Origin of the sequence: Peribacillus sp. FSL M8-0224, from assembly GCF_038003055.1 — a bacterium.
Lineage (GTDB): Bacteria > Bacillota > Bacilli > Bacillales > DSM-1321 > Peribacillus > Peribacillus frigoritolerans.
In genome coordinates this window covers 1,273,706-1,296,847 of record NZ_JBBOOJ010000001.1, presented here as the reverse complement: position 1 = coordinate 1,296,847, position 23,142 = coordinate 1,273,706, and the positions used below count along the sequence as shown (strand labels likewise).

Sequence of the window (23,142 nt, the reverse complement as noted above, 5' to 3'; positions counted from 1 at the left end):
AAGAAAACTTACATGACCATGCCGCCATCTACATGAAGAGTTTGCCCAGTCATATATTTGCTTGCATCGGAAGCAAGGAAAGACGCCACTGCAGCAATATCTTTAGGGTCACCGAAACGTGCAAGCGGAATTTGGTCCAGCATGGCTTTTTGAACGTCTTCAGGCAATTCCCCAGTCATATCCGTTGAGATGAAACCTGGGGCAATCGCATTGACCGTAATGCCTCTTGATGCAAGTTCCTTTGCCGTCGTTTTAGTCAAACCGATGACACCTGCTTTAGCCGCTACATAATTAGCCTGCCCTGCATTTCCGCTGACGCCGACGATCGATGCCATATTGATGATCCTGCCGCTACGCTGCTTCATCATTTGCCTTGTAACAGCTTTGGTGCATAGGAACACGCCTTTAAGATTCGTATTGATAACAGAATCCCATTCATCTTCTTTCATGCGCATCAAAAGGTTATCACGTGTGATGCCGGCATTATTAACCAGGATATCCACTCTGTCAAATTGTTCGACGACCTCTTTGATCATGCTTGTCACTGATTCACTATTTGCAACATCGCATTGGATTGCGAATGCTTTCCGGCCCAATGCCTTGATTTCATCAACCACTTCATTCGCTTTTGCCTCACTGCCGGAATAGTTAATGGCAACGTCTGCTCCCTGACGGGCAAGTTCCAATGCAACTTCCCTGCCAATACCTCGTGATGCTCCCGTTACAAGTGCTTTTTTACCTTCGAGGATCATGCTTGTACCCCCTTCAATGTTTCAATTGTTTTAGTTAGAGTATCTATATCGGATACCGAATGAATTTGAACGGAACGATCAATTTTCTTTATCAATCCGCCCAACACTTTCCCTGGGCCAACCTCGATGAACGTATCCACGCCCAATTCAAGTAGATTTTTCACACTGTCCTCCCAAAGGACCGGTGAATACAGCTGTTCGATTAATTTTTCTTTTATTTCGGCAGGTGCTGTAATGGGCTTAGCCGTTACGTTTGAAATGACAGGAATTTCTGCCTGTTTGAAGCTTACTTCATCAAGGACACCCTGTAACTTTTCTGCTGCCGGTTTCATTAATTCAGAATGGAACGGTCCGCTCACTTCAAGAGGAAGAGCCCGTTTAGCCCCATTTTCCTTGGCTTTTGCACTTGCAAGTTTAACCCCTTCGGAGGTGCCTGAAATGACGATTTGCCCTGGACAATTAATATTGGCCAATTGAACGGATTCACCTGTGGCCGTAATTTCAGAAGTGACTTCAGATAGAGCTTCACGGTCCATTCCCAAAATCGCAGCCATTGAGCCTTGACCATTCGGTACCGCAGCTTCCATGAATTCACCGCGTTTACGCACTGTATATACGGCATCTTCAAAAGAAATTGCACCAGATGCAACTAATGCCGTATATTCACCTAAACTGTGCCCGGCAGTATAATCGGGTTTGATTCCCGCTTCTTCCAACTCCTTGACAAAAGCATAACTCGTAGTCAATAAGGCTGGCTGTGCATTATAAGTCACCGTTAATTCTTGTTGTGTGCCATTAAAGATCAATTCCGTAAGCGGAAAATCAAGTTTTTCATCTGCTGATCGAAAAATTTGCTGAGCACGCTCTTTTTCCTGAAATAGGCCATGCCCCATTCCTATTGATTGTGATCCTTGTCCTGGAAAGACAAAAGCAATTTTACCCATCTGTTACTCCCCTGCCTCTATGATTTATTATTGTTTTTCTATTGTCTCCGCAATTGTCGATATGACGTCATTTCCAACCATATCGCGAGTCTGGCGTATAGCATTATAGACCGCATTAGCATCTGAAGAACCATGCGCCTTAATGACAGGGGCCTTCAAACCGAAGAGGCCAGCACCGCCATACTCCGAGTAATCCATTTTATTTTTTATGACTTTTAGTTCTGGCTTTACCATTGCTGCAGCCAACTTACTTTTGAGGTTGCTCATCAAGGCAGCTTTCACCATTTTGAATACGCCCATAGCAGTACCTTCCAGCGTCTTTAACACCATATTTCCCGTGAAGCCGTCCGTCACAACAACGTCCGCCGGCCCGTTTAGGAGGTCCCTTGCCTCTACGTTACCTATAAAGGATATCTCCGATGATTGCTGCAGTAATGTAAAGGCATGCTTAGTCAGTTCATTCCCTTTTTTTTCTTCTGTTCCGATATTAAGTAATCCGACACGGGGCTTTTCGATTCCCCGCACTTTTTGGGCATAAACAGACCCCATTATGGCGAATTGAAGGAGATGCTCCGGTTTCGCATCGGAGTTCGCGCCTACATCCAGTAATACAAAACCCTTGCCATCGATCGTCGGAAGGGTGGGAGCCAATGCCGGACGTTCAATGCCTTCTATCCTTCCGACCACAAACAAACCTGCAGCCATTAGCGCCCCCGTATTGCCTGAAGAAATGCATGCGTCCGCTTCTCCGTCAGCCACTTGCTGTGCAGCCAATACCATCGATGCGCTTTTCTTGCGGCGAACCGCACGAACAGGTTCATCGGTACTTAATATTTTTTCATCAGTATGTATAACCCTTATTCGGCCATGCTTCGCTAAGTATTGGTTAATCTCGGATTCATTGCCTATCAAGGTAATTTCCACATCGGAAAAAGCCTCGACAGCTTTCATCGCTCCCAAAACCTGTGCCTTGGGAGCATTATCGCCACCCATTGCATCTATCGTTATCTTCATTTTTTTTCATCCTTTACTAGCAAGTTAAGAGCGATACATTTCGAACTCGCCTTTAAAAACCAGTTCATTACCTACGTAGCTTCTAACCTCCACCACGGAACGATCGTTGGTGTGGTCCACGTTTTTAACCCTCGCTTTAGCTACCACTCTTTCATTTTCCTTTACAGAACGAGTGAATAAAATGGATGCTTTCGCAGTTAATGCCAATTCATCATTTATGACTGCCACAGCCAATGAGTTTGCTTGGGCAAAAAGGTGATGTCCCCTTGCGATTCCATTCCGCTTAAAGACATGCTCTTTATTTATATCCAAAATCGAAATTGCATTATCATCTAAATTAAGATCTATTACTTCCCCGATGATTTCATCCAAAGGCAATGCCCTGATTTCGTCACTGAATTTTTTCTCGGCCACGCTTTTAATCCGTTCACGCAGTTCCGGTATCGATAATTCAAGACGGTCAAGCCTAATGGTCTGGACGCTCACCGAATATTTTTCAGCCAGCTCCTCATCCGTTACAAAAGGATTCTGTTTAATCGTTTCGATTAATAATTGCTGGCGTTCCTTCTTATTTCTTCGCATTTGAAGGTCACCATCCGTAGTATTATGACTAGGTACTAATAGTAGTATATATATTTTAAAAACAGATTGCAAGATATTGCGTAAAATCTCACAATCTGCTATTGGTTTTTTATTGGGTTCAGTCCAGCTTTTCTCCCGTAAATACTCCCGTTCCCTCTAAATAGTCCCGCAAAGGTGCATACTCCGGGGAATGCCAAAAGCTTTGGGAGGCAATCAATTTTGCTGCATCCATCCTTGCCACTTCAAGGGTCCTGTAATCATGGACCATGTCGGCTACCTTGAATTCGGGAAGGCCGCTTTGTTTTTTACCGAAGAAGTCCCCGGGTCCACGGAGTTCCAAATCTTTTTCGGAAAGGGCAAAACCATCGTTTGTCTCAGTCATGATTTTCATCCGCTCTTTGCCGACTTCCGTTTTCGGATCAGCCAGCAGGATGCAAAAGGACTGATCGCTACCCCGTCCAACCCTTCCGCGTAGCTGGTGCAACTGTGAAAGTCCAAAGCGCTCCGCATCATAAATGACCATTACCGTTGCATTTGGAACATTCACCCCAACCTCGACGACCGTAGTGGAAACAAGGATTTGCGCTTCATTGGCACTGAACTGCTGCATCACTTCTTCCTTTTCATCCGCGGGCAGACGCCCATGCATAAGACCCACTTTGTACCTGTTCGCAAAGTATTGTGTCAGCATTGCATGAACATCAAGAACATTCTGTAAAGAATCGAGTTTCTCCGACTCCTCAATCAATGGACAGATGACGTAAGCCTGTCTCCCTTTCTTTAGTTCCTTTTCGACAAAGGATAAGATCCGATCAAGCATTTGGTGTTTCGCCCAATAGGTCTCTATCGCTTTACGCCCGGCAGGCATTTCATCGATCGTCGAGACGTCCATTTCCCCAAACACTGTAATTGCGAGAGTTCGCGGAATTGGTGTAGCCGTCATGAAAAGTACATCTGGATTGGTACCTTTTTCACGAAGGATGCGGCGCTGCTCCACTCCGAAACGATGTTGTTCATCCGTTATGACAAGACCTAAGTTCCGGAAATTCACTTCATCTTGAATCAATGCATGAGTTCCTATCAAAAGATCCAGCTCCCCGGATTCCAGCATTTGCAATAGTTCCTTGCGCTTTTTGCCTTTTACCGAACTTGTCAACAATGCGACCTTTACTCCACTCGGTTCCAACATGGCTTTCAGCGATTGTGTATGCTGCTCAGCCAAGATTTCCGTGGGGACCATAAGTGCACCTTGGAAACCTGCTGTAATCGTAGCCTTCAGGCATATGGCGGCAACCACCGTTTTCCCAGACCCTACATCCCCTTGAAGCAGACGATTCATCCTGTAGGGAGATTTCATGTCATTCATTATTTCCTCGACGACCCTATTCTGAGCGTTCGTCAAAGGAAAAGGGAGGGTTTCAATAAAGGCTTCCAACCGCTCCATGTCAAACTCTTGACCTATTCCTTTTGACTGCTCCCGCTGCACTTTACGAAGTGCCTGCATTTTAAGTTGAAACATTAAAAATTCTTCATACACAAAACGGCGTCGGGCCTTCTTCACCTCATTGGCCGATTGAGGGAAATGCATGGTACGAAGAGCATCATTACGCGGCATCAGTTTGTATGCCGCCAATAATTGCGGGGGGAGATTTTCTTCTATCATTGTCCCATATTCAGAAAATGCATTGGAGATAAAGCGGCGGAGCCCTTTGACGGTAATGCTGCCCTTCACTGAATACACCGGTTCGAACTCTTTCTCCCGGCTTCGATCACCAACATGGCATTCCGAGCCTGTAATGGTTTGGCGATGACGATCCCATTTTCCCGTTATCGTTACGGTTTCGCCTATCGCAAGCTTCGGCTTCAGATAAGGCTGGTTAAAAAAAATGACATTTATTAAATATCTCCCAGTCAAAACTTTAATCGTGAGCCTGGATTTTTTCTTTCCGAAGTACCCTAACGTGGGTACTGTATGAACTTTGCCTTCTACAGTAACCCGTTCATCATGCTCGACCGTTTCTAAATCCCTCAACCGGTAATCTTCATAGCGATATGGGAGGTGCTCAAGGAGATCCGCGACGGTATGGATCTCCATTTCCCCCAAAGCTGCTGCCGTTTCGGCCCCAATGCCTTTTACTGCGGTAATGGGTTCGCGTAAAGTCGAGTTCACTTCTTATTTAGCGGTAAGCCAAAGATTTTCGCTTCCAACTCCCGCCCAGTCGGTGTAGCCGCTAAACCTCCTTGTGCAGTTTCCCTAAGAGCAGATGGCATCGTTTGCCCGATTTTATACATCGCATCAATTACTTCATCACACGGTATGCGGCTTGTGATACCCGCTAAAGCCATATCTGCTGCAACCATGGCATTGGCTGCACCCATGGCATTACGCTTCACACAAGGCACCTCCACAAGCCCAGCAACAGGATCACACACAAGACCAAGCATGTTCTTTAATGTGATTGCCATCGCTTCTGCACTTTGTGCCGGTGTCCCTCCTGCCATTTCAACGATGGCTGCCGCCGCCATACCCGAAGCAGAACCGACCTCCGCCTGACAGCCCCCTGCGGCTCCAGAGATAGAAGCATTATTCGCTACTACAAAACCAAACGCCCCTGCTGTAAATAGGAACTCAATTTTCTGTTCCCGATTCGGTTTTAATTTATTTTGCAAAGCGAAAAGGGTACCAGGCACAACACCAGCAGATCCGGCAGTCGGTGTCGCACAAATCGTTCCCATGGCTGCGTTCACTTCGTTTGTTGCCACGGCTTTGCTTACCGCATCCAACAGCAGTTCACCGGATAAGAAGTTTCCGGATTTAATGTAATTCTGAAGAAGGACTGCATCCCCTCCCGTCAGGCCGGAAACGGACCGTACACCTTGAAGTCCTTTTTCAACTGCCTGTTCCATTACATCCAGATTGACTCCCATCTGGCGGATGATTTCTTCACGGCTTTTTCCCGTTACTTCCATTTCCTGCTCTATCATCAGCGTTGAAATTTTTTTCTGCTTTGATTCAGCTAATTCTACTAATTCCGCTACATTTCGAAACATGATTTCTTCTCCTTCCTAAGTGGAAACGATTGCTCTATCAATCCACAATCCTTGCTACTTGAGTGATATTGGGGAGTGCTGTAATTTCAGCTATGACGTGATCCTCCAGGTTTTGGTCCACTTCAATCGTCATCAAGGCCATCTGCCCTTTCTCTTTTCGGGAGACTTCCATTTGGCCAATATTGATCTGATGCTTGGCTAATATGTTTGAAACATTGGCTATGGCACCAAATCGATCATCATGAACGACGAGTATGGCAGGGTTATGCCCGGACAGCCTCAATTTAAACCCGTTCAATTCGACGATTTCGATCTTTCCCCCGCCTATCGATATTCCGACAAGTTCCAGTTCACCATCATCATCACCAACAGTTATTTTTGCTGTATTGGGATGTTCCGGTACTGCCTCTTCTTCTCGAAATGTAATTTTCATTTTCTTTTTGCGTGCTATTTCCAGCGATTCTTTGATTCTCTCATCAAATGTATCAAAATCAAGCAAGCCTCCTACAATGGCTACATCCGTTCCATGGCCTTTATAGGTTTTGGCAAACGATCCGTAAAAAGAAATATGGGCCCATTTTGGTTCCCGGTCGAATAAATTCCTGGCAACCCTACCGATCCTTGCAGCTCCTGCTGTATGGGAACTAGAGGGGCCGATCATAACAGGACCAATTATATCGAATACACTTCTAAATTTCATGATTAGCTCCTCCTTCTATTCAATTGGAGTCAGTTTAATAATAAAGCCTGATATATTGTAATTACAATTATGCTGTCCGTAATCCTTCTTTTCATAAAAATAAAGGCTCTTTTCGTAAAGATTGTTGTTTTTAAAACGAAACTATTTAAGGTTGATTGGAGCGGAAGTGCGAGACTCCTGCGGGAGCAGCGGGACAGGTGAGACCCCACAGGCGTTTACGCCGAGGAGGCTCACCGCCCGCCCCGCGGAAAGCGAGCATCTGGAGGGGAAATCAACCACAACTCACTACCTGGTTAAATAGCAACAAAGTATGTGAAAACAGCCAAAATAAAACTGCATAGCCTAATGACATATGCAGTTTATTGCCTTTTATTTTTTTCGGGATCCTCCAAACATTGTGACGGATAGGTTTCCCTTATTTTCATGTTCTCTACTTATTCAATTGAAAAAATGAAAGAATATAAAGGTTGTTTCCCATTATGGACTTCAACTTCAACGTCTTCGAAATTCTCATTACAAAACGCAACAAGACTTTCGACATCTTCAGCAGTGGCATCTTCACCATATAAAATGGTAAGGATTTCTGAATCTTCGTCAATCATATCGGAGAGAAGATCTTTTGCCGCTTTAGTCATGTTCTTATCCTTCACCTTGATCGTGCCTTCAGCAATTCCCATGAAGTCCCCGGTCTCGATTGCAAGACCGTCAATGTTGGTATCCCGGACAGCATAAGTAATCTGGCCCGTTTTCACATGCGAAAGGGCTTCGATCATCGCTTTTTTATTCTCTTCGGCATCAAGTGAAGGGTTGAAAGCCAACAATGCAGCCATTCCCTGTGGTACTGTTTTCGTTGGAATGACAGTCACATGATCCCCAAGTACATCAGCAGCCTGATTGGCGGCCATGATGATATTTTTATTATTAGGCAAGATGATCACATGATCTGCATATGCCCCTTCGACAGCTTTAACGATATCTTCCGTGCTAGGATTCATCGTTTGCCCGCCTTCGATGACGGACTTAGCGCCGATGCTTTTGAATAATTCGCTGATGCCAGCGCCCATCGCCACTGACACTACAGCGTATTTCTCTTTGGTGGGCGGTTTAGTTTGAAGCGGTGTATTCGTCTCACCTACAATCGCAGTATGCTGTTCACGCATATTATCGATTTTCATTTTTATTAAACTACCATATTGCTGTCCATAATTCAGGCACGTGCCAGGCTGTTCAGAGTGAATATGTACTTTGACGACTTCATCATCTGAGATGACTAGTAAAGAATCTCCGTATTCACTTAAATCATTTCTGAATTTTTCTTCATCAAATAATTGATTGGCAAGTTTTTCACTTTCCAATCGGACCATGAATTCCGTACAGTAGCCAAACACGATATCTTCCGTGTTCATATGTCCTTGTACATTCATGTGATGTTCGGCACTGATCATGTCATCCATGCTTGGACCATTAGCGGATCGGACTGGAAGGGCTTCACCTTTCAGCTCAGCAAGGAAACCTTCATATACGAACACCAACCCTTGCCCGCCGCTATCAACGACACCCACTTCTTTTAAGACTGGAAGAAGATCAGGTGTGCGTTTTAATGAAGCATTAGCCTCCGTAACGATTTCTTCCATTACCTGAATAAGGTCTATATGCTTTGCTGCTGATGAAACCGCTTGCTTGGCTGCATCTTTTGCAACCGTTAAAATGGTTCCTTCAACAGGTTTCATAACGGCTTTATAAGCTGTTTGAACCCCTGCTTCAAAAGCTTGGGCAAATTCTTCACTATTGATTTCCGATTTATGTTCAATCGCTTTAGCAAAACCGCGGAACAGTTGCGAAAGGATAACTCCCGAATTGCCGCGTGCGCCCATAAGCAATCCTCTTGAAAGGGACGCACCCACTTTTCCGATGTGTTCCTGGACGTTATTTTGCACTTCCTTCGCTCCCGAAGTCATCGATAAATTCATATTCGTTCCTGTATCTCCATCCGGAACAGGGAAAACATTCAATGCATCAACCATTTGGGCATTAGCCGCTAAATGGTTGGCACCTTGAATGATCATTTCTGCAAAGCGCTTTCCGTTCAAACTTGTAATTGACACAAAACTTTCCTCCTATACTTAAGGGTTCGTCACACGAACTCCCTGTACAAAAATGTTAACGGAATCAACAGCTAATCCTACAGTTTTGTCCAGAGTGTACTTTACCTTTGATTGCACATTATGTGCAACTTCCGAGATTTTCGTTCCATAACTTACGATAATATACATATCGATATGAACTTCTTCCTCTTCTTGACGGACAATTACACCCTTAGTAAAGTTTTCTTTTCTTAGAATTTCGGCAATGCCGTCTTTAAATTGTTTTTTGGAAGCCATTCCTATAATTCCATAGCAATCCACGGCTGCGCCGCCTGCTACAGTTGCGATAACATCATTAGAGATATCAATTTGTCCATACTTCGTTTGTAATTCGATAGACATTTTCTTTTCCCTCCCAAAAAATCAAATCAACTAAAGACATTTTACTATAATGTCTCTGGTTTTAAAAGTAAATGTCTTACGGCACTCTATATAATTCAATTTCGAAGTATGTATGTCAAGGTTTTTTTCTTGAAAGTAATTAACTGAAGTATTGCATTCTAGCGGTAGGTATGATAAATTATTAAAGTATTTTACAAAGACTTAAGACGACTGCGAAAAACTTAAGCTTGTTGTAGTTAGGAGGGAATTTGACATGGCACGTAAATGTGTAATCACTGGAAGAAGAACTCGTTCTGGTAACAGCCGCTCTCACGCAATGAACGCTAGCAAGCGTACATGGGGCGCTAACCTTCAAAAAGTACGTATTTTAGTTGACGGTAAACCTAAACGTGTATACGTTTCTGCAAGAGCTCTTAAATCGGGCAAAGTAGAACGCGTATAATGTTACGGCATCCTCTTAGGATGCCTTTTTACTTGTAATGGCCGGTATTTAATGGGGATGGTTTCAAATCTTTGACCAGGTCCAGTCTGCATCAAGAGGATGCCTTCACCCATTAATGGATGGCCGCTCTTTTTTACCCAAAAATAACACCTCCCTTATTTTGAGAGGTGTCATGGAGATAAGTATCAGCCTTTTTTAAACGCTCCGAGCATAGCCCTTACCAAACTGCCCAGAACTTTTGGCAATTTAATCGTATAAAATTTCATCATGCCCCTCCTCTTTGCATCCCACAATTAAAGATGAAGTGGAATTTTTCTATTACAACATAAGCTTTTAAGCGGATATAGGATGATCGTAATTATATCCGAATCTGCTCTAAGCATGAATTTTAATCACTGCTTCTTATCACCATTAATATGCCTTTCTCAAATGAAACATTCCCAGATTCGGAAATTAGTTCATTGCTGATGCAAAGTGTCGAACCCATTTCCAAGCTTGCATCGTCCAGCGGATATTTGAAACCCGAAAGAGTAATGCCGGTGACTTCAGCGTTTACTGGGAGCAAGGACAAGTATTTCTTATCTTTCAAAGCAGTGACCTCATAAGAACCTGCTGTCTTTACTGTGATTATATTTTGCCGATCGACTATGTATATATCCATATCGCCATGATGAGGGAGGACACTTTCTTTTTGGAGCAGCTGGATATTCCCGAGAAAATGGTCCATTCTTCCCCCTGTTGCGCCCAGAATGTGAATTTCTCTTGGCTTTTGCCCCATTGCCCATTTAAATGCGATTTCTAAATCCGTTTCATCCTTTTCCGAGGAATATAGATTGATTTCTTGCAGCATTTGCTCAATCTTTTCGTATTCACCTTCCGAAACCGAATCAAAATCCCCAAAACCGTACTTAGGTTCGATACCTTTTTCAAGCAGAGACCATACTCCCCTGTCAACCCCGACCCAAAGATCTGTCTTCTCCTTATACCATGTCAAATCCGGCCAAAAACATTCCGGACCTCCAGCCATTATACTGATAATCATCGAAATCATCCTTTTCCATATATAATCATATCCAAGGTGCCTTAGTTTATTTGATAAAAAAAGCCGATCACCATCATATGAATATGATAGTGTCGGCTTATATCACTTTCCCCGAATCTTTTGAATCGCTGCGTGTCGATCTTCCTGATCATATATTGCCGAACCGGCCACCAGGATTGTCGCCCCTTGTTCAATACATTGTTTAGCCGTTTCTTCATTTACTCCACCATCAATCTCTATCTCGAGATTTTGATTATACTTTCCTGCCATCGCCTTCACTTCGGCAATTTTCGGAAGAACGGATTTAATGAACTTTTGCCCGCCAAAACCCGGATTAACCGTCATCAACAATACCATGTCAATATCTTCGATTATAGGTTGTATCAAGGAAGCCGGAGTGGCTGGATTAAGCACCACGCCTGCCTTTACACCAAAAGATTTAATCAATTGAACCGTTCGATGCAAATGTGTGCAGGCCTCTACATGTACAGTTATATAATCGGCTCCCGCTTTCGCAAAGGACTCGATATAACGATCAGGTTGTTCAATCATTAAATGAACATCAAGCGGAAGCTTCGTTACTGGGCGGATAGCATCAACAATTAGTGAGCCTATCGTTATATTCGGCACGAAATGCCCATCCATGACATCCACATGGATCAAATCCGCTCCGCCCCTTTCCACATCAAGAATTTCTTCTCCCAATTTTGCAAAGTCAGCTGATAAAATGGATGGTGCGATTTTAACCATTTTAATACCTCGGCTTTCTATCTCTTATTTCTTCTAAGAATTGCATATAATGCTCGTATCGATAACGGGGAATTTCCCCGGAATCCACCGATTCCTTCACTGCACATTTCGGTTCTTTATCGTGCAGACAGGCCCTGAATTTACAGTCTTCCCCATGCTTATGCATTTCCGGGAAGCAATAGGAAAGCCGTTCAGCTTCCATTTCCATGAATTCAAGTGAACTGAACCCTGGAGTATCCGCGACAAGTCCAGAGCCAATATGGATCAATTCAACGTGCCGGGTCGTATGCTTCCCGCGTCCCAGATGTGAAGAAATATCATCCGTCTTTAAAGCCAATTCCGGATTGATCGCATTCAGCAAAGACGATTTCCCAACACCGGACTGCCCCGCAAATACACTGGTCTTTCCTTCTAAATACGGCACTAGTTCTTCAATCCCTCCAGCGGTGACGGAAGATGTCTCCAGTACAGTATAGCCAAGTTTCTGATAGTCCTTGATATACTGAGACAATTTCTTTTGGTTTTCAGCTGTAACCAAGTCCAGTTTCGTCACGACGATAATCGGTTCGATTTCGTTATCTTCGATCAATACGAGAAATCGATCAAGCAAGGGTGGACTGAAATCAGGTTCCACTGCCGAAAAGACAAGGATTGCCTGGTCTACATTCGAGATTTGCGGACGTATCAATTCATTCTTTCGCGGTTTTATTTCGGTCACGGTCCCGTCCGTTTTATTTTCCGCTTCAAAAACAACATAATCACCAACGAGCGGGGTTACCTTATTCTTCCTGAACAGGCCCCTTCCACGGCATTGATAGACCTCTTCACCATCAAGGACATAATAAAATCCACTTAATGCTTTGATTATTTTTCCTTCTGGCATAACCACACTCCTAATTCTTAAATTTATTCTGGATATGAGACGGATTCGTCAATGATGACCTGATTGTCCCGCATGACTTTATATCCTGCTTTCTTATCCGGGGATACCATTAATTCGATCGTTCTCTTCGCATCTTCCAATATATAGAATGTTTCTTGAGGCTCCGTCATGCTATTGTCGATATCCTCGATGAAGATTTGTATTTTTTGTGTTTTGCCTGGCTCAACCGGATCATACTCGATGTTGACTTCTTCCGTTACACTCTTGGGCGGAATCTCTTCTTTCCCTTTTGAAATGACCACTTTCACAGTACTGCCCTTTTCCACCTTCGTAGCAGGTTCCGGTGACTGGGAAATGACAAGCCCTTCCGCAACGGAATCATCATAGATTTCTTCTTCGATCTCTACCTTTATTCCACTCTCGCTTGAATAATCATTAAGGCCAGCCTCATTGAACCCCGTTAAGTTCTTCAAGCTCAGGAGATCTGCCCCTTTACTGACCGTCAGCTCAAGCTCCGTTTCGGATGGTACGACCTCAGTCGCACCAGAAGGCGATTGTTCTATGATCGTGCCGGGAGCACTGTCATCATACTTTTCAGTAACGCTGATGTTTTTGAATCCCATTTTTTCAAGCAGGGATTTAACATCAGAGTAATCTCGACCTTCATAGCTGGACAATGAAATCGTCTCTTTACCAACGCTTTGGTAAATATCGATCACTGCACCTTCCTTGACCGTCTTACCTTCCTTAGGGTTGGTTTTGATCACAAGACCAGCTTCAACCTCTTCATCTTCAATCTCGATCGTATCTCCAATTTCCAAATCCATTTCAAGCAATTCAGTAATGGCGTCATCCAATTCTTCCCCTTTAAGGTCAGGGATCGTCACTTCCTTCGAGACAAGGAGGGGAGGTAAAACTGTGACAGATAAAACAGCAAGCAGTGCGAGAACTAAAAAGGTGGTCACCAAGATCGCAGGCATGTTCTTTCGTTTTTTACCTTTGTGTTCCGACTTGTTTTTTTGTTTTTTCTGTTTCTTTTGTTTCTTCTGTTTCTTTTTTGAATTACTCTCTGCTTCTGATTCACTTTCCTCATCGTCCGCATAAACTAACGTATTTTTTTCAGGACCCCTTATGATTGTCTCATCGATGCTTGAAAGCTGATCATCCGTTATGACGGGGATGGCTTTTGTTGCATCATGATCTTCGGGAATCGCAAAAGGAAGCTCATTTGAACGCTCCGGATTAAGCGACGTCCGTATATCATCTTCCATCGAGTCCACGCTCTCATAGCGGTAATATGAATCTTTGGCTGTCGCTTTCAAGATAATATTTTCCACACTCTGGGGTATTTCAGAGTTCCAGCGTTTTGGTGAAGGAGTTTCCGATTGTAAATGTTTAAGAGCTATCGACACGGCTGATTCACCCGAAAAAGGCAATCTCCCCGTCAACAATTCAAACATGACGATGCCAAGTGAATAAATGTCCGATTTCTTATTGGCCATACCGCCTCTGGCCTGTTCCGGAGATAAATAATGAACCGAACCCAAGACTGCGTTGGTCTGCGTTATGTTTGTTGCACTTAGGGCCAATGCAATGCCAAAGTCCGTAATCTTGACGGTTCCTTCCTTATCAATCAAAATGTTCTGTGGCTTGATGTCACGATGGATGATCCCATTATGATGGGCATGGGAAATCGCTGCCGTGATTTGCCTCATGATATCCAAGGCTTCATCAACTGGAATTGGATAATATTTTTGTATGTATTGCTTAAGTGTAAAACCGTCAACGTATTCCATTACAATATAATAGATGGAATCTTCTTCACCAACATCATAAATACTTACGATATTGGGATGGGCCAAACTGGTTGCCGATTGGGCTTCCCGATTGAAGCGCTTGATGAACTCTTCGTCATTATTAAAATCCATGCGAAGGATTTTCAAAGCAACATCCCTATCTAAGATCATATCCCTTGCAAGGTAAACATTAGCCATACCTCCGCCGCCGACCATCTGGATCAGTTTATAACGGCCGTTGATCCTTCTGCCAATCAACATTCAATTCACCTGCTTTCACTTTCTTCAGTAAATTGAACAAGCACAAGGGTGATATTATCTTCCCCACCGTAGTGATTGGCCTTATCTATTAATGAATTCGCCTTTTCTTCAAGTGACTGTGCATTGGTTACCGTTTCTTCCAGTTCCAGTTCACTCACTTTATTCGTCAATCCGTCCGAACAAAGCAATAGTAAATCATTTTCTTCGAAGATGACCGTCATAATGTCCATTTCCACTTGCATTTCTGTCCCCAAGGCTCGTAATAAAACATTTTTCCGTGGATGGTTTTCGGCATCTTCTTTCGAAATCTGACCGGAACGGACCAATTCGTTAACGAGTGAATGATCTTCCGTGACCTGCTTAAAACCACTCTCATTATACAAATAACACCGGCTGTCCCCGATGTTGGCAATGGTAGCAAACTTGTCGGTGCAAATGGCTGCAACAATGGTGGTACCCATGCCCTTACATTCCGTATTCGCTTCTGCATGTTCAAAAAGCAACTGATTGACCGTGAAGATTTGCTGCTTAAGCCAATCTTCGGCATCATTTGCCGTTTCGATTCCGGTGGATACTTCCCAGCCCTTTTTCAGAAGGTCTATCGTCATTGCACTGGCTACATCCCCGGCACGGTGGCCGCCCATGCCATCTGCAACGATGGCAAGGCGAACGCCTTCCGAGTTCTTAAAGATTCCGCCATTATCTTCATTATGCTGGCGGACTTTTCCACGGTCTGTCTTAAATATTGCCCTCATAGGGTCACCTCGTCTCTTCTTTGCGCTCCTTGGCCCGAAGCTGGCCGCAGGCTGCGTCAATATCACTGCCTTGTTCCCTTCGGATCGTTACATTAATGCCGCGCTTCTTTAATGTTTTTTCAAACTCAAAAATCTGGTCCCGAGGTGTTCGTACATAGTTGCGTTCCGGTACATAGTTAACCGGTATTAAGTTCACATGGCATTTTATCCCTTTTATTAAAGCTGCTAATTCTTCAGCGTGCTCCACTGAATCATTTTCGCCACCGAATAGACCATATTCAAAACTTACACGGCGGCCTGTTTTTTCTGTATAGTATTTGATGGCCTCAATCAGGTCTGGAAGTTTGTAGGCCTTATTGATCGGCATCAATTTACTTCTCAATTCCGTATTCGGTGCATGAAGGGAAACAGCAAAGTTTATTTGCATGCTTTCTTCGGCAAACTTATAGATTTTAGGAATGATTCCACTTGTAGAAACGGTAATATGACGCGCCCCGATGTTCAAGCCCTTTTCATGGTTTATATTCTTCAAGAATGACATCATATTATCGTAGTTATCAAACGGTTCACCGATTCCCATGATAACGACGGAACTAACACGCTCTTCCGACTCGTCAAGTGCTTGCTGAACTTTAACGACCTGGGCAACAATTTCCCCTGATTCAAGATTCCGCTTTAAACCGCCTAGTGTCGAAGCACAGAATGTACAGCCAATTCTGCATCCTACCTGCGTTGTCACACAAATGGAGTTTCCGTATTCATGACGCATCAGCACCGTTTCAATCGAATATCCATCTTGGAGTTCAAATAAAAACTTCATCGTTCCGTCATTGGACGTTTGCTGAATCAAAGTCTTCAATGTTGTGAAGGTGAATTGCGACTCCAACTTATCCCGTAATGATTTCGAAAGGTTGGACATATCTTCAAAACTGGAGACACGCTTTTTATAAAGCCAGTCATATACTTGCTCGGCCCGGAATGGCTTCTCACCATTTTGTAGAAGCCATTCTTTAATTTGGTGAAGCTCCAATGAGTAGATCGATGGTTTTTCTGGTGTCGTGTCTTTTCTTACTCTAGATGATTTAGTGATTTCTGCCATTACAGCACCTTCTTTCTAAAACTCGCAATAAAGAATCCGTCACTGCTAAAATATTGCGGAAAAACTTGCAGCGTATGACCCTCGATATATGGCTGAACGCTTTCAGGCATTCTTGTGGACAAGGTTGCATCGCTTTCAAAATCCGGATGGCTTTCCAAAAATGCTGCAGCGACTTTGTCATTTTCTTCTTTATCCACCGTACAGGTACTATATACTAACCGTCCGCCTTGCTTAACAAGCGGGGCAGCCGATTCCAATAATTGTTGTTGTATACTTGAGAGTTTCATTATATCATCTTTTGTTTTAGTATACTTTACATCAGGCTTCCGGCGCATGACTCCCAACCCGGAACATGGTGCATCGATCAGGACCCTGTCAAACCCTTCCTTATTAAAGTGCTCTTGCACTTTTCTGCTATCAAGGGCCATTGTCTTAATATTGTTTCTGAGTTTTAGGCGCTCCGCCTGCTCTTTAATGAGCTTGACCTTATGCTCATGAAGGTCTAGCGCATATACTTGTCCTGTGGTCAAGCCTTCTGCGATATGGGTCGTTTTCCCTCCAGGTGCAGCACAGCAATCGAGCACAGCATCATTTTCATTCGCACCCAATGCATGGGCAACTAGCATTGAACTCTCGTCCTGAATCGATAAATACCCCATTTTATAGCTTTCTGAATGAGCAAGATTCCCTTTATAGCTGACGATTGCTTCGGGAACGACTTCACTCGCTTCAACATCATATCCTTCTTCCGTTAATATGCTGATCAGTTCACGGCGTGAAATCTTCTTTAAATTAACACGTCCTGTCTGTAATGGCGCAGTTAAGTTGATTTCACACATTTCCTTGGTTTTTTCATAACCAAATTGCTCTACCCAACGCTGGACCAGCCAAATAGGATGACTCACCTCTATGGAAAGCCGTTCCAGATCATCTTTTATTTCCTCTAAAGAAGGAACACCATTTCTTTGAATATTACGAAGCACACCATTGACCATCGAAGAGGTGCCCTTGTGTCCGCGCTTTTTGGAAATTTCTACAGCCTCGAAAATGATTGCATGATCAGGCACTTTATCTAAATAGACCATTTGGTAAACGGAAAGTCTAAGTAAATTGATGACCCAGCTTTGCGTTTTTTTAGGTTGTTTAATAAACGGGTTCAAAAAATAATCCAAAGTCATTTTCCGCTGGATGGTACCGTAGCTTATCTCTGTAAGCAAACCGCTATCCACGACGGATAACTGGTGCTTTTTAATCAAGTTGTTCAATAATAGGTTACTGTAGGATTGGTTTTTCTCTACAGATTCCAAAATATCGAGAGCGATTTCACGTACTCCCTTTTTAGTTTGCTTCATTCTGTTCTCCTAACTTCATGCCTGCTTTAATGAACGATCCGGCTCCGCGCAAGTAATCTTTCGCCGGCATTTTTTTCTTTCCTGAAGGCTGCAGTTCAGTTACTAGTATTGCCGTCTCATTGCCTGTCGAAACGATGAAACCATCATTTTGTACATCAATGACCGTGCCCGGCAAGGCCTGCTTGCCAGCTTCAAGTTTCTTTACTTGCCATATTTTCATAATGGAACCGTCTAAGGTTGTATAAGCAACAGGCCAAGGATTCAGGCCGCGTACATGGTTATAGATGTCTTCCCCTGATTTCGACCAGTCGATTTTTTCCTCCGACCGTTTGATGTTGGGCGCAAAAGATGCTTTAGCATCATCTTGCTTGATTGCCTGTAACTCTTCATTTATAAGTTTTGGAAGTGTCTCCGCAAGTAAATCCGACCCTATCTTGCTTAATTTATCATGCAGTGTACCAACATTGTCTTCTTCCTCTATAGTAACTTCCGCCTGAGTCAATATATCACCGGCATCCAATTTTTCTGCCATATACATGATGGTTATCCCAGTCTTTTCTTTCCCCTGTAAAATGGAATAATGAATTGGCGCCCCTCCACGCAGTTCGGGAAGCAGGGAGGCATGTACATTAATACAACCGTACTTAGGGGCATCCAACAATTCATTCGGAAGAATTTGTCCGAATGCCGCCGTCACCACTAAATCAGCATTCAATGCAATGATTTTTTCAAGTTCTTCTTTTTCCCGGATTTTTTCAGGCTGATAAACGGGTATCCCATGCTTTTCGGCTTCAACTTTAACTGGCGGCGGCGTTAGCACCTTTTTGCGGCCCACTGGACGATCGGGCTGTGTGACAACAGCGATCACATCATACCCTTCATCAATGATTCTTTTCAATACCGGCACCGAAAAGTCCGGTGTACCCATAAAAATTATTTTTGTCATTCTTCTCCATACCTTTCTAACTCTTCTTCCGAAATATACCGGGAAACCTTACTTGTAAATAAGACTCCTTGCAGATGATCGATTTCGTGTAGAAGGGCCCTTGCAAGGAAATCCTCCGCTTCTATCTCGAAATAAGATCCTTTTCGGTCTTGTGCCCGGACTTTGACACGGTAAGGACGCACTACTTCACCATATAAACTCGGGAAGCTCAAGCATCCTTCAACACCTGTCTGTTCTCCTTCCAATTCCAGCACTTCCGGATTAATCAGTTCGATTGCACCTGATCCTTCCTCTATTTCAACGACGGCCACTTGCTTTTTCACGCCAACTTGAGGTGCTGCAAGTCCAACGCCATCCGCCTCCACCATCGTTTCATACATGTTATTTAACAGCTTTGCCAACTTTTTATCAAAACTTGTTACTTTATCGCATTTTTGTTGTAAAATTTTTTCAGGAAACAAAACAATCGGTAAAATAGCCAAAATTAAAGGTACCCTCCTAGATATGAAAAACAACACTTCATTATATAAAAACGCAAGCTGTAACAGCTCGCGGTAATCATCCATCTCTTAAATAATTACATCATGATTTGTGGATTTAAATCTATTGAAATCTGCAAATGATTCTGAGCGGTTTCTTTTTGGTAATGCTCTAAAAGTGTGCGTAAATGCTGATTCAGGTCAGGCTCTCGTTTGTATTTTATCAGACATTGATAGCGATATCTATTGTTGATTCGACTAATGGGCGAAGCAACCGGACCTAGTACGACAGAATCCCGATTCAATCGCGAGCCTAAATAATTGGTGATTTTCTCAGTAACACTCACCGTCTTCATTAAATCTTCATGTGAAACGGTTATCAGGACAACATAATAATATGGAGGGTAATGACTTTGCCTCCTTAGATACATCTCCCGTTCATAAAAAGCATCATAATCCTGCAGGGCAGAAAGCTCGATGCTGTAATGCTCAGGCGTATAGGTTTGGATGACCACTTCTCCCGGAAGCTGATGACGTCCCGCCCTTCCACTGACCTGCGTCAGCAGCTGAAATGTCTTTTCCGAAGAACGGAAATCAGGTAGATGCAGCATCGTATCAGCTGAAAGGACTCCAACAAGAGTGATATTAGGAAAATCAAGGCCCTTGGCTATCATTTGGGTGCCTAGCAATATATCCGCCTTTCCTTCACCAAAGGCATTCAGCAATCGCTCATGTGAACCCTTCTTACTCGTCGTGTCAACATCCATTCGTATGACCCTTGCTTCAGGGAGGATTTTTGCAAGCTCTTCTTCAACCTTTTGAGTGCCTGTTCCAAAGAACCTTATATGATCACTTTCACATTCAGGGCAAACGGAAGGCATTCCCTCTTCAAACCCACAATAATGGCATTTCATTATATCATTAAAGCGATGATATGTAAGTGAAATGTCACAATTAGGGCAGTTGATGACCAATCCGCAGCTTCGACACATCACAAAGGAAGAATGTCCCCTTTTATTTAGCATCAGGACAGTTTGCTCCCCCTTATCAAGCCGGTCTTTCAGCTTGGTAAAGAGCAGCTCCGAAAACATGGAACGATTTCCCGTTCTTAGTTCTTCCCTCATATCTACAATATCAACTGCTGGCAAAGCATTTTTATTCATCCTCTGGCTAAGGGTCAATAATTTATAGACATTTTTCTTGGCTCGCGCAAAAGATTCAAGTGTAGGTGTGGCACTGCCAAGAATAACCGGACAACCATATGATTTTGCTCTTTCAATGGCAACATCCCTAGCATGGTACCTTGGCGTTTCTTCTTGCTTATAACTGGATTCATGCTCTTCGTCAATGATGACCAGCCCCAGGTTTTCAAAAGGAGCAAACACGGCAGAACGAGCCCCGACCACCACTTTTACTTCTTTGCGGTGAATTTTCCGCCATTCATCATATTTTTCACCTACGGATAAACCGCTATGCATGACAGCTACCTGCTCCCCAAATCGTTCCTTAAACCTCTTCACCGTCTGTGGCGTCAAGGAGATTTCAGGTACAAGCATGATGGCTTCCTTCCCTTTTTCAATGACAGAGGCAATTGCCTGCAGGTACACTTCCGTCTTCCCGCTGCCGGTTACACCATATAAAAGGAAGACATCATGTTCATCATGATGTATTTTCTCTTGAATAGGCTTCAATGCAGCGGTTTGTTCAGCTGTCAGTGTAAAGGGAATGGATTTTTCGAACACACGGTTTTCATAAGGATCACGGTATATTTCTTGATCCATTTCAGCCAAGGCCCCTTTTGACACTAGGGATTTGACGGTACCGCTTGATGTGTTCATCAATTCAAGCAAATCCTTTAACGGGATGGGTTCTTGATGTTCAATAAAGTATTGAAGGAGTTCCTGTTGTTTTTTTGCATGGCTGGATATGGTTGATGCCATTTCTTTCAATTCCATAGGGGAAAGCAAAGATTTAATGACTCGGACCGTCTTCTTGTTAAGTCGGTTTTTCACATTATATTCGAGCTCAAGATTGCCATTTTGCATTTCCTTTTGGACCAGGGAGGCATTCTCCCCTTCAATCACATCTTTCCAAGATAGTGAATCATTTTTTCCGAAAAGGTTTTGAATGGAGGGAGGGAGCTGATCCTTTTTATCTTCAACGACTTTAATAACTTTTTCATACTTTGCTTTCATTGCTGCCGGAAGCATGGCCTGTAGCGCTGAAATTTTAAAACACATCGCCTCCTTCGTCAACCAGTCACCGAGCTGAAGCAATTCCTCATTAAGGATGGGCTCCAAATCCATTGGTTCCTTTATAAAGCGTAATTTCGCAAAGTCGCTTTTAGCTTTTAAGCCTGTGACGAACCCCTGCACCATTCTTGGACCGAATGGGACGATAACTCTCATTCCGGGCTTGATGACTTGGTTCCACTTTTCAGGGATGCGATAGTCGAATTCTCGATCCGTTTGTTTAGCAGGTACATCCACGATGACGGATGCTATATCCATAAGACATCATTCCTTTTGCTTGCGAGATACTTCTGCCAGGATGCTTTTAGCTATATCCGCTTTACTCATTTTTGGAAGTTCGGTAGCACTTCCATCTTTATCGTAAATGGTCACGATGTTCGTATCCGTTCCAAATCCTGCCCCTGCGACGGTAACATTATTGGCAACGATCATATCTGCATTCTTTTTGACTAATTTTCCTCTTGCGTATTCTTCAACATTGTTCGTTTCAGCTGCAAAGCCCACCAAAATCTGATGAGTTTTATTTTCACCGAGTTCCTTTAGGATATCCTTTGTCCGTTCAAATTCAATCACATTTTCCCCTGGCTGCTTTTTCATCTTTCGAGTATGATAGACCTTCGGTTTATAATCCGCCACTGCAGCCGTCATGATTACGACATCACTGGTAGCGAACTGATCGAATACCGCATCATACATATCTGCAGCTGATTCCACTGGTATTACACTAGCCTTGGGAGGTGGCGTCAAGTTCACTGGGCCGGTAATCAATGTCACCTCAGCGCCCATTTCAATTGCCGCTTCGGCTAGGGCATAGCCCATTTTGCCGCTGGAATGATTCGTCACAAAACGCACCGGATCAATCGCTTCACGTGTCGGTCCTGCCGTTATTAAATATTTCTTTCCTTTAAGAGGCTGTTGCTGTAATTTGCGTTCATTGAAATATCGATTAAGATGTTCTACGATTGTTTCAGGTTCCTCCAATCGTCCTTTCCCTACATATCCGCAGGCCAAATACCCTTCGCCCGGTTCAATGAATTGATATCCAAACGACCGAAGTGTCTCCATATTTTTCTGAACCGCTGGATGTGCGTACATGTGCACGTTCATTGCAGGCGCAACCCAAACAGGTGCTTCCGTTGCCAATAGGGTGGTCGTGATCATATCATCCGCGATTCCATTGGCTACTTTGCCAATGACATTGGCTGTAGCTGGAGCCAACAGGATGATATCAGCCCAATCAGCCAAGTCGATGTGGGCAATGACTGAAGAATCCTTCTCATCAAAAGTATCTGTGTACACATCATTTCTCGAAAGTGCTTGAAAGGTGAGCGGCGTCACGAACTTACGTGCCGATTCACTCATGATCACTTTAACATGCGCACCTTCCTGAGTTAATTTACTTGTCAGGGCAGCAGCCTTATATACAGCAATCCCGCCGGTGACACAAAGAAGTACTTTTTTATCGATAAGCATGCAAATTTCCCCTAACTATACATTCTATTCTTTCTAATTATGACGGAAAACCGAAGAAATTTCATTTGAAATGCGCAATAACC

General features: G+C 43.5%; 22 protein-coding genes. 1 reads left to right on the top strand and 21 read right to left on the bottom strand.

Annotated features, from left to right (window positions below):
• Window positions 1-8: 8 nt before the first annotated feature.
• The 9 genes from fabG to MKX49_RS06275 all read right to left on the bottom strand — a co-directional run bounded on the left by fabG (window position 9) and on the right by MKX49_RS06275 (window position 9,529).
• A complete protein-coding gene (fabG, locus tag MKX49_RS06315) occupies window positions 9-752 on the bottom strand; it encodes a 3-oxoacyl-[acyl-carrier-protein] reductase (protein WP_053534365.1) in 744 nt (247 codons plus the stop codon).
• Window positions 749-1,696, bottom strand: a complete 948-nt coding sequence (gene fabD / locus MKX49_RS06310; RefSeq protein ID WP_034313737.1) for an ACP S-malonyltransferase — start codon at window positions 1,694-1,696, stop codon at window positions 749-751. Before fabD ends, fabG begins: the two co-directional genes overlap by 4 nt.
• Window positions 1,697-1,723: 27 nt before the next feature.
• Window positions 1,724-2,710 carry a phosphate acyltransferase PlsX gene (gene plsX / locus MKX49_RS06305; protein ID WP_034313740.1) on the bottom strand — a complete coding sequence of 329 codons (987 nt, stop codon included), beginning with the start codon at window positions 2,708-2,710 and terminating at the stop codon, window positions 1,724-1,726.
• A 24-nt stretch (window positions 2,711-2,734) separates the two neighbouring features.
• A complete protein-coding gene (gene fapR / locus MKX49_RS06300) occupies window positions 2,735-3,292 on the bottom strand; it encodes a transcription factor FapR (RefSeq protein ID WP_034313744.1) in 558 nt (185 codons plus the stop codon).
• Window positions 3,293-3,410: 118 nt separating this feature from the next.
• Window positions 3,411-5,462, bottom strand: coding sequence for an ATP-dependent DNA helicase RecG (recG, locus tag MKX49_RS06295; protein WP_340875707.1), 2,052 nt, complete (start codon window positions 5,460-5,462; stop codon window positions 3,411-3,413).
• Window positions 5,459-6,343: an L-serine ammonia-lyase, iron-sulfur-dependent, subunit alpha gene (sdaAA, locus tag MKX49_RS06290; protein ID WP_340875705.1), complete on the bottom strand. Its 885-nt coding sequence runs from the start codon at window positions 6,341-6,343 to the stop codon at window positions 5,459-5,461. The genes recG and sdaAA overlap by 4 nt, the downstream gene beginning before the upstream one ends.
• A gap of 37 nt (window positions 6,344-6,380) precedes the next feature.
• Window positions 6,381-7,043: an L-serine ammonia-lyase, iron-sulfur-dependent subunit beta gene (gene sdaAB, locus MKX49_RS06285; protein WP_034313754.1), complete on the bottom strand. Its 663-nt coding sequence runs from the start codon at window positions 7,041-7,043 to the stop codon at window positions 6,381-6,383.
• Window positions 7,044-7,477: 434 nt separating this feature from the next.
• On the bottom strand, window positions 7,478-9,148 hold the full coding sequence (locus tag MKX49_RS06280; protein ID WP_340875704.1) for a DAK2 domain-containing protein: 1,671 nt from the start codon (window positions 9,146-9,148) through the stop codon (window positions 7,478-7,480).
• An 18-nt stretch (window positions 9,149-9,166) separates the two neighbouring features.
• Window positions 9,167-9,529, bottom strand: a complete 363-nt coding sequence (locus MKX49_RS06275) for an Asp23/Gls24 family envelope stress response protein (protein ID WP_048684651.1) — start codon at window positions 9,527-9,529, stop codon at window positions 9,167-9,169.
• A gap of 253 nt (window positions 9,530-9,782) precedes the next feature.
• Here MKX49_RS06275 and rpmB point away from each other — a divergent pair, with 253 nt between their 5' ends.
• Window positions 9,783-9,971 carry a 50S ribosomal protein L28 gene (rpmB, locus tag MKX49_RS06270; protein ID WP_034313767.1) on the top strand — a complete coding sequence of 63 codons (189 nt, stop codon included), beginning with the start codon at window positions 9,783-9,785 and terminating at the stop codon, window positions 9,969-9,971.
• 185 nt (window positions 9,972-10,156) lie between these two features.
• Here the strand turns inward: rpmB and spoVM are convergent, their stop codons facing one another.
• The 12 genes from spoVM to coaBC all read right to left on the bottom strand — a co-directional run bounded on the left by spoVM (window position 10,157) and on the right by coaBC (window position 23,059).
• The gene (gene spoVM / locus MKX49_RS06265) at window positions 10,157-10,237 is read right to left on the bottom strand and encodes a stage V sporulation protein SpoVM (RefSeq protein WP_034313769.1); all 81 of its coding nucleotides are present in this window, start codon (window positions 10,235-10,237) and stop codon (window positions 10,157-10,159) included.
• A 122-nt stretch (window positions 10,238-10,359) separates the two neighbouring features.
• Window positions 10,360-11,013, bottom strand: a complete 654-nt coding sequence (locus tag MKX49_RS06260) for a thiamine diphosphokinase (RefSeq protein ID WP_048684650.1) — start codon at window positions 11,011-11,013, stop codon at window positions 10,360-10,362.
• Between the two features lie 102 nt (window positions 11,014-11,115).
• Window positions 11,116-11,763 carry a ribulose-phosphate 3-epimerase gene (gene rpe, locus MKX49_RS06255; RefSeq protein ID WP_340875699.1) on the bottom strand — a complete coding sequence of 216 codons (648 nt, stop codon included), beginning with the start codon at window positions 11,761-11,763 and terminating at the stop codon, window positions 11,116-11,118.
• A gap of 1 nt (window position 11,764) precedes the next feature.
• Entirely contained in the window at window positions 11,765-12,646 is an 882-nt protein-coding gene (gene rsgA, locus MKX49_RS06250; protein WP_340875697.1) for a ribosome small subunit-dependent GTPase A, read from the bottom strand.
• Between the two features lie 23 nt (window positions 12,647-12,669).
• Window positions 12,670-14,703, bottom strand: coding sequence for a Stk1 family PASTA domain-containing Ser/Thr kinase (gene pknB, locus MKX49_RS06245; RefSeq protein ID WP_340875694.1), 2,034 nt, complete (start codon window positions 14,701-14,703; stop codon window positions 12,670-12,672).
• A 5-nt stretch (window positions 14,704-14,708) separates the two neighbouring features.
• Window positions 14,709-15,458 carry a Stp1/IreP family PP2C-type Ser/Thr phosphatase gene (locus MKX49_RS06240; protein ID WP_034313784.1) on the bottom strand — a complete coding sequence of 250 codons (750 nt, stop codon included), beginning with the start codon at window positions 15,456-15,458 and terminating at the stop codon, window positions 14,709-14,711.
• 4 nt (window positions 15,459-15,462) lie between these two features.
• Window positions 15,463-16,557 (bottom strand): 23S rRNA (adenine(2503)-C(2))-methyltransferase RlmN, encoded by a 1,095-nt coding sequence (gene rlmN, locus MKX49_RS06235; RefSeq protein ID WP_340875691.1) that lies wholly within the window; start codon window positions 16,555-16,557, stop codon window positions 15,463-15,465.
• Window positions 16,557-17,909, bottom strand: coding sequence for a 16S rRNA (cytosine(967)-C(5))-methyltransferase RsmB (gene rsmB, locus MKX49_RS06230; protein ID WP_289349434.1), 1,353 nt, complete (start codon window positions 17,907-17,909; stop codon window positions 16,557-16,559). The genes rlmN and rsmB overlap by 1 nt, the downstream gene beginning before the upstream one ends.
• Window positions 17,896-18,855 carry a methionyl-tRNA formyltransferase gene (gene fmt, locus MKX49_RS06225; protein ID WP_340875689.1) on the bottom strand — a complete coding sequence of 320 codons (960 nt, stop codon included), beginning with the start codon at window positions 18,853-18,855 and terminating at the stop codon, window positions 17,896-17,898. The genes rsmB and fmt overlap by 14 nt, the downstream gene beginning before the upstream one ends.
• The gene (def, locus tag MKX49_RS06220) at window positions 18,852-19,337 is read right to left on the bottom strand and encodes a peptide deformylase (protein ID WP_034313798.1); all 486 of its coding nucleotides are present in this window, start codon (window positions 19,335-19,337) and stop codon (window positions 18,852-18,854) included. The genes fmt and def overlap by 4 nt, the downstream gene beginning before the upstream one ends.
• Window positions 19,338-19,432: 95 nt before the next feature.
• A complete protein-coding gene (gene priA / locus MKX49_RS06215; protein WP_340875687.1) occupies window positions 19,433-21,844 on the bottom strand; it encodes a primosomal protein N' in 2,412 nt (803 codons plus the stop codon).
• A 6-nt stretch (window positions 21,845-21,850) separates the two neighbouring features.
• Window positions 21,851-23,059, bottom strand: a complete 1,209-nt coding sequence (coaBC, locus tag MKX49_RS06210) for a bifunctional phosphopantothenoylcysteine decarboxylase/phosphopantothenate--cysteine ligase CoaBC (RefSeq protein WP_249594990.1) — start codon at window positions 23,057-23,059, stop codon at window positions 21,851-21,853.
• Window positions 23,060-23,142: the final 83 nt, after the last annotated feature.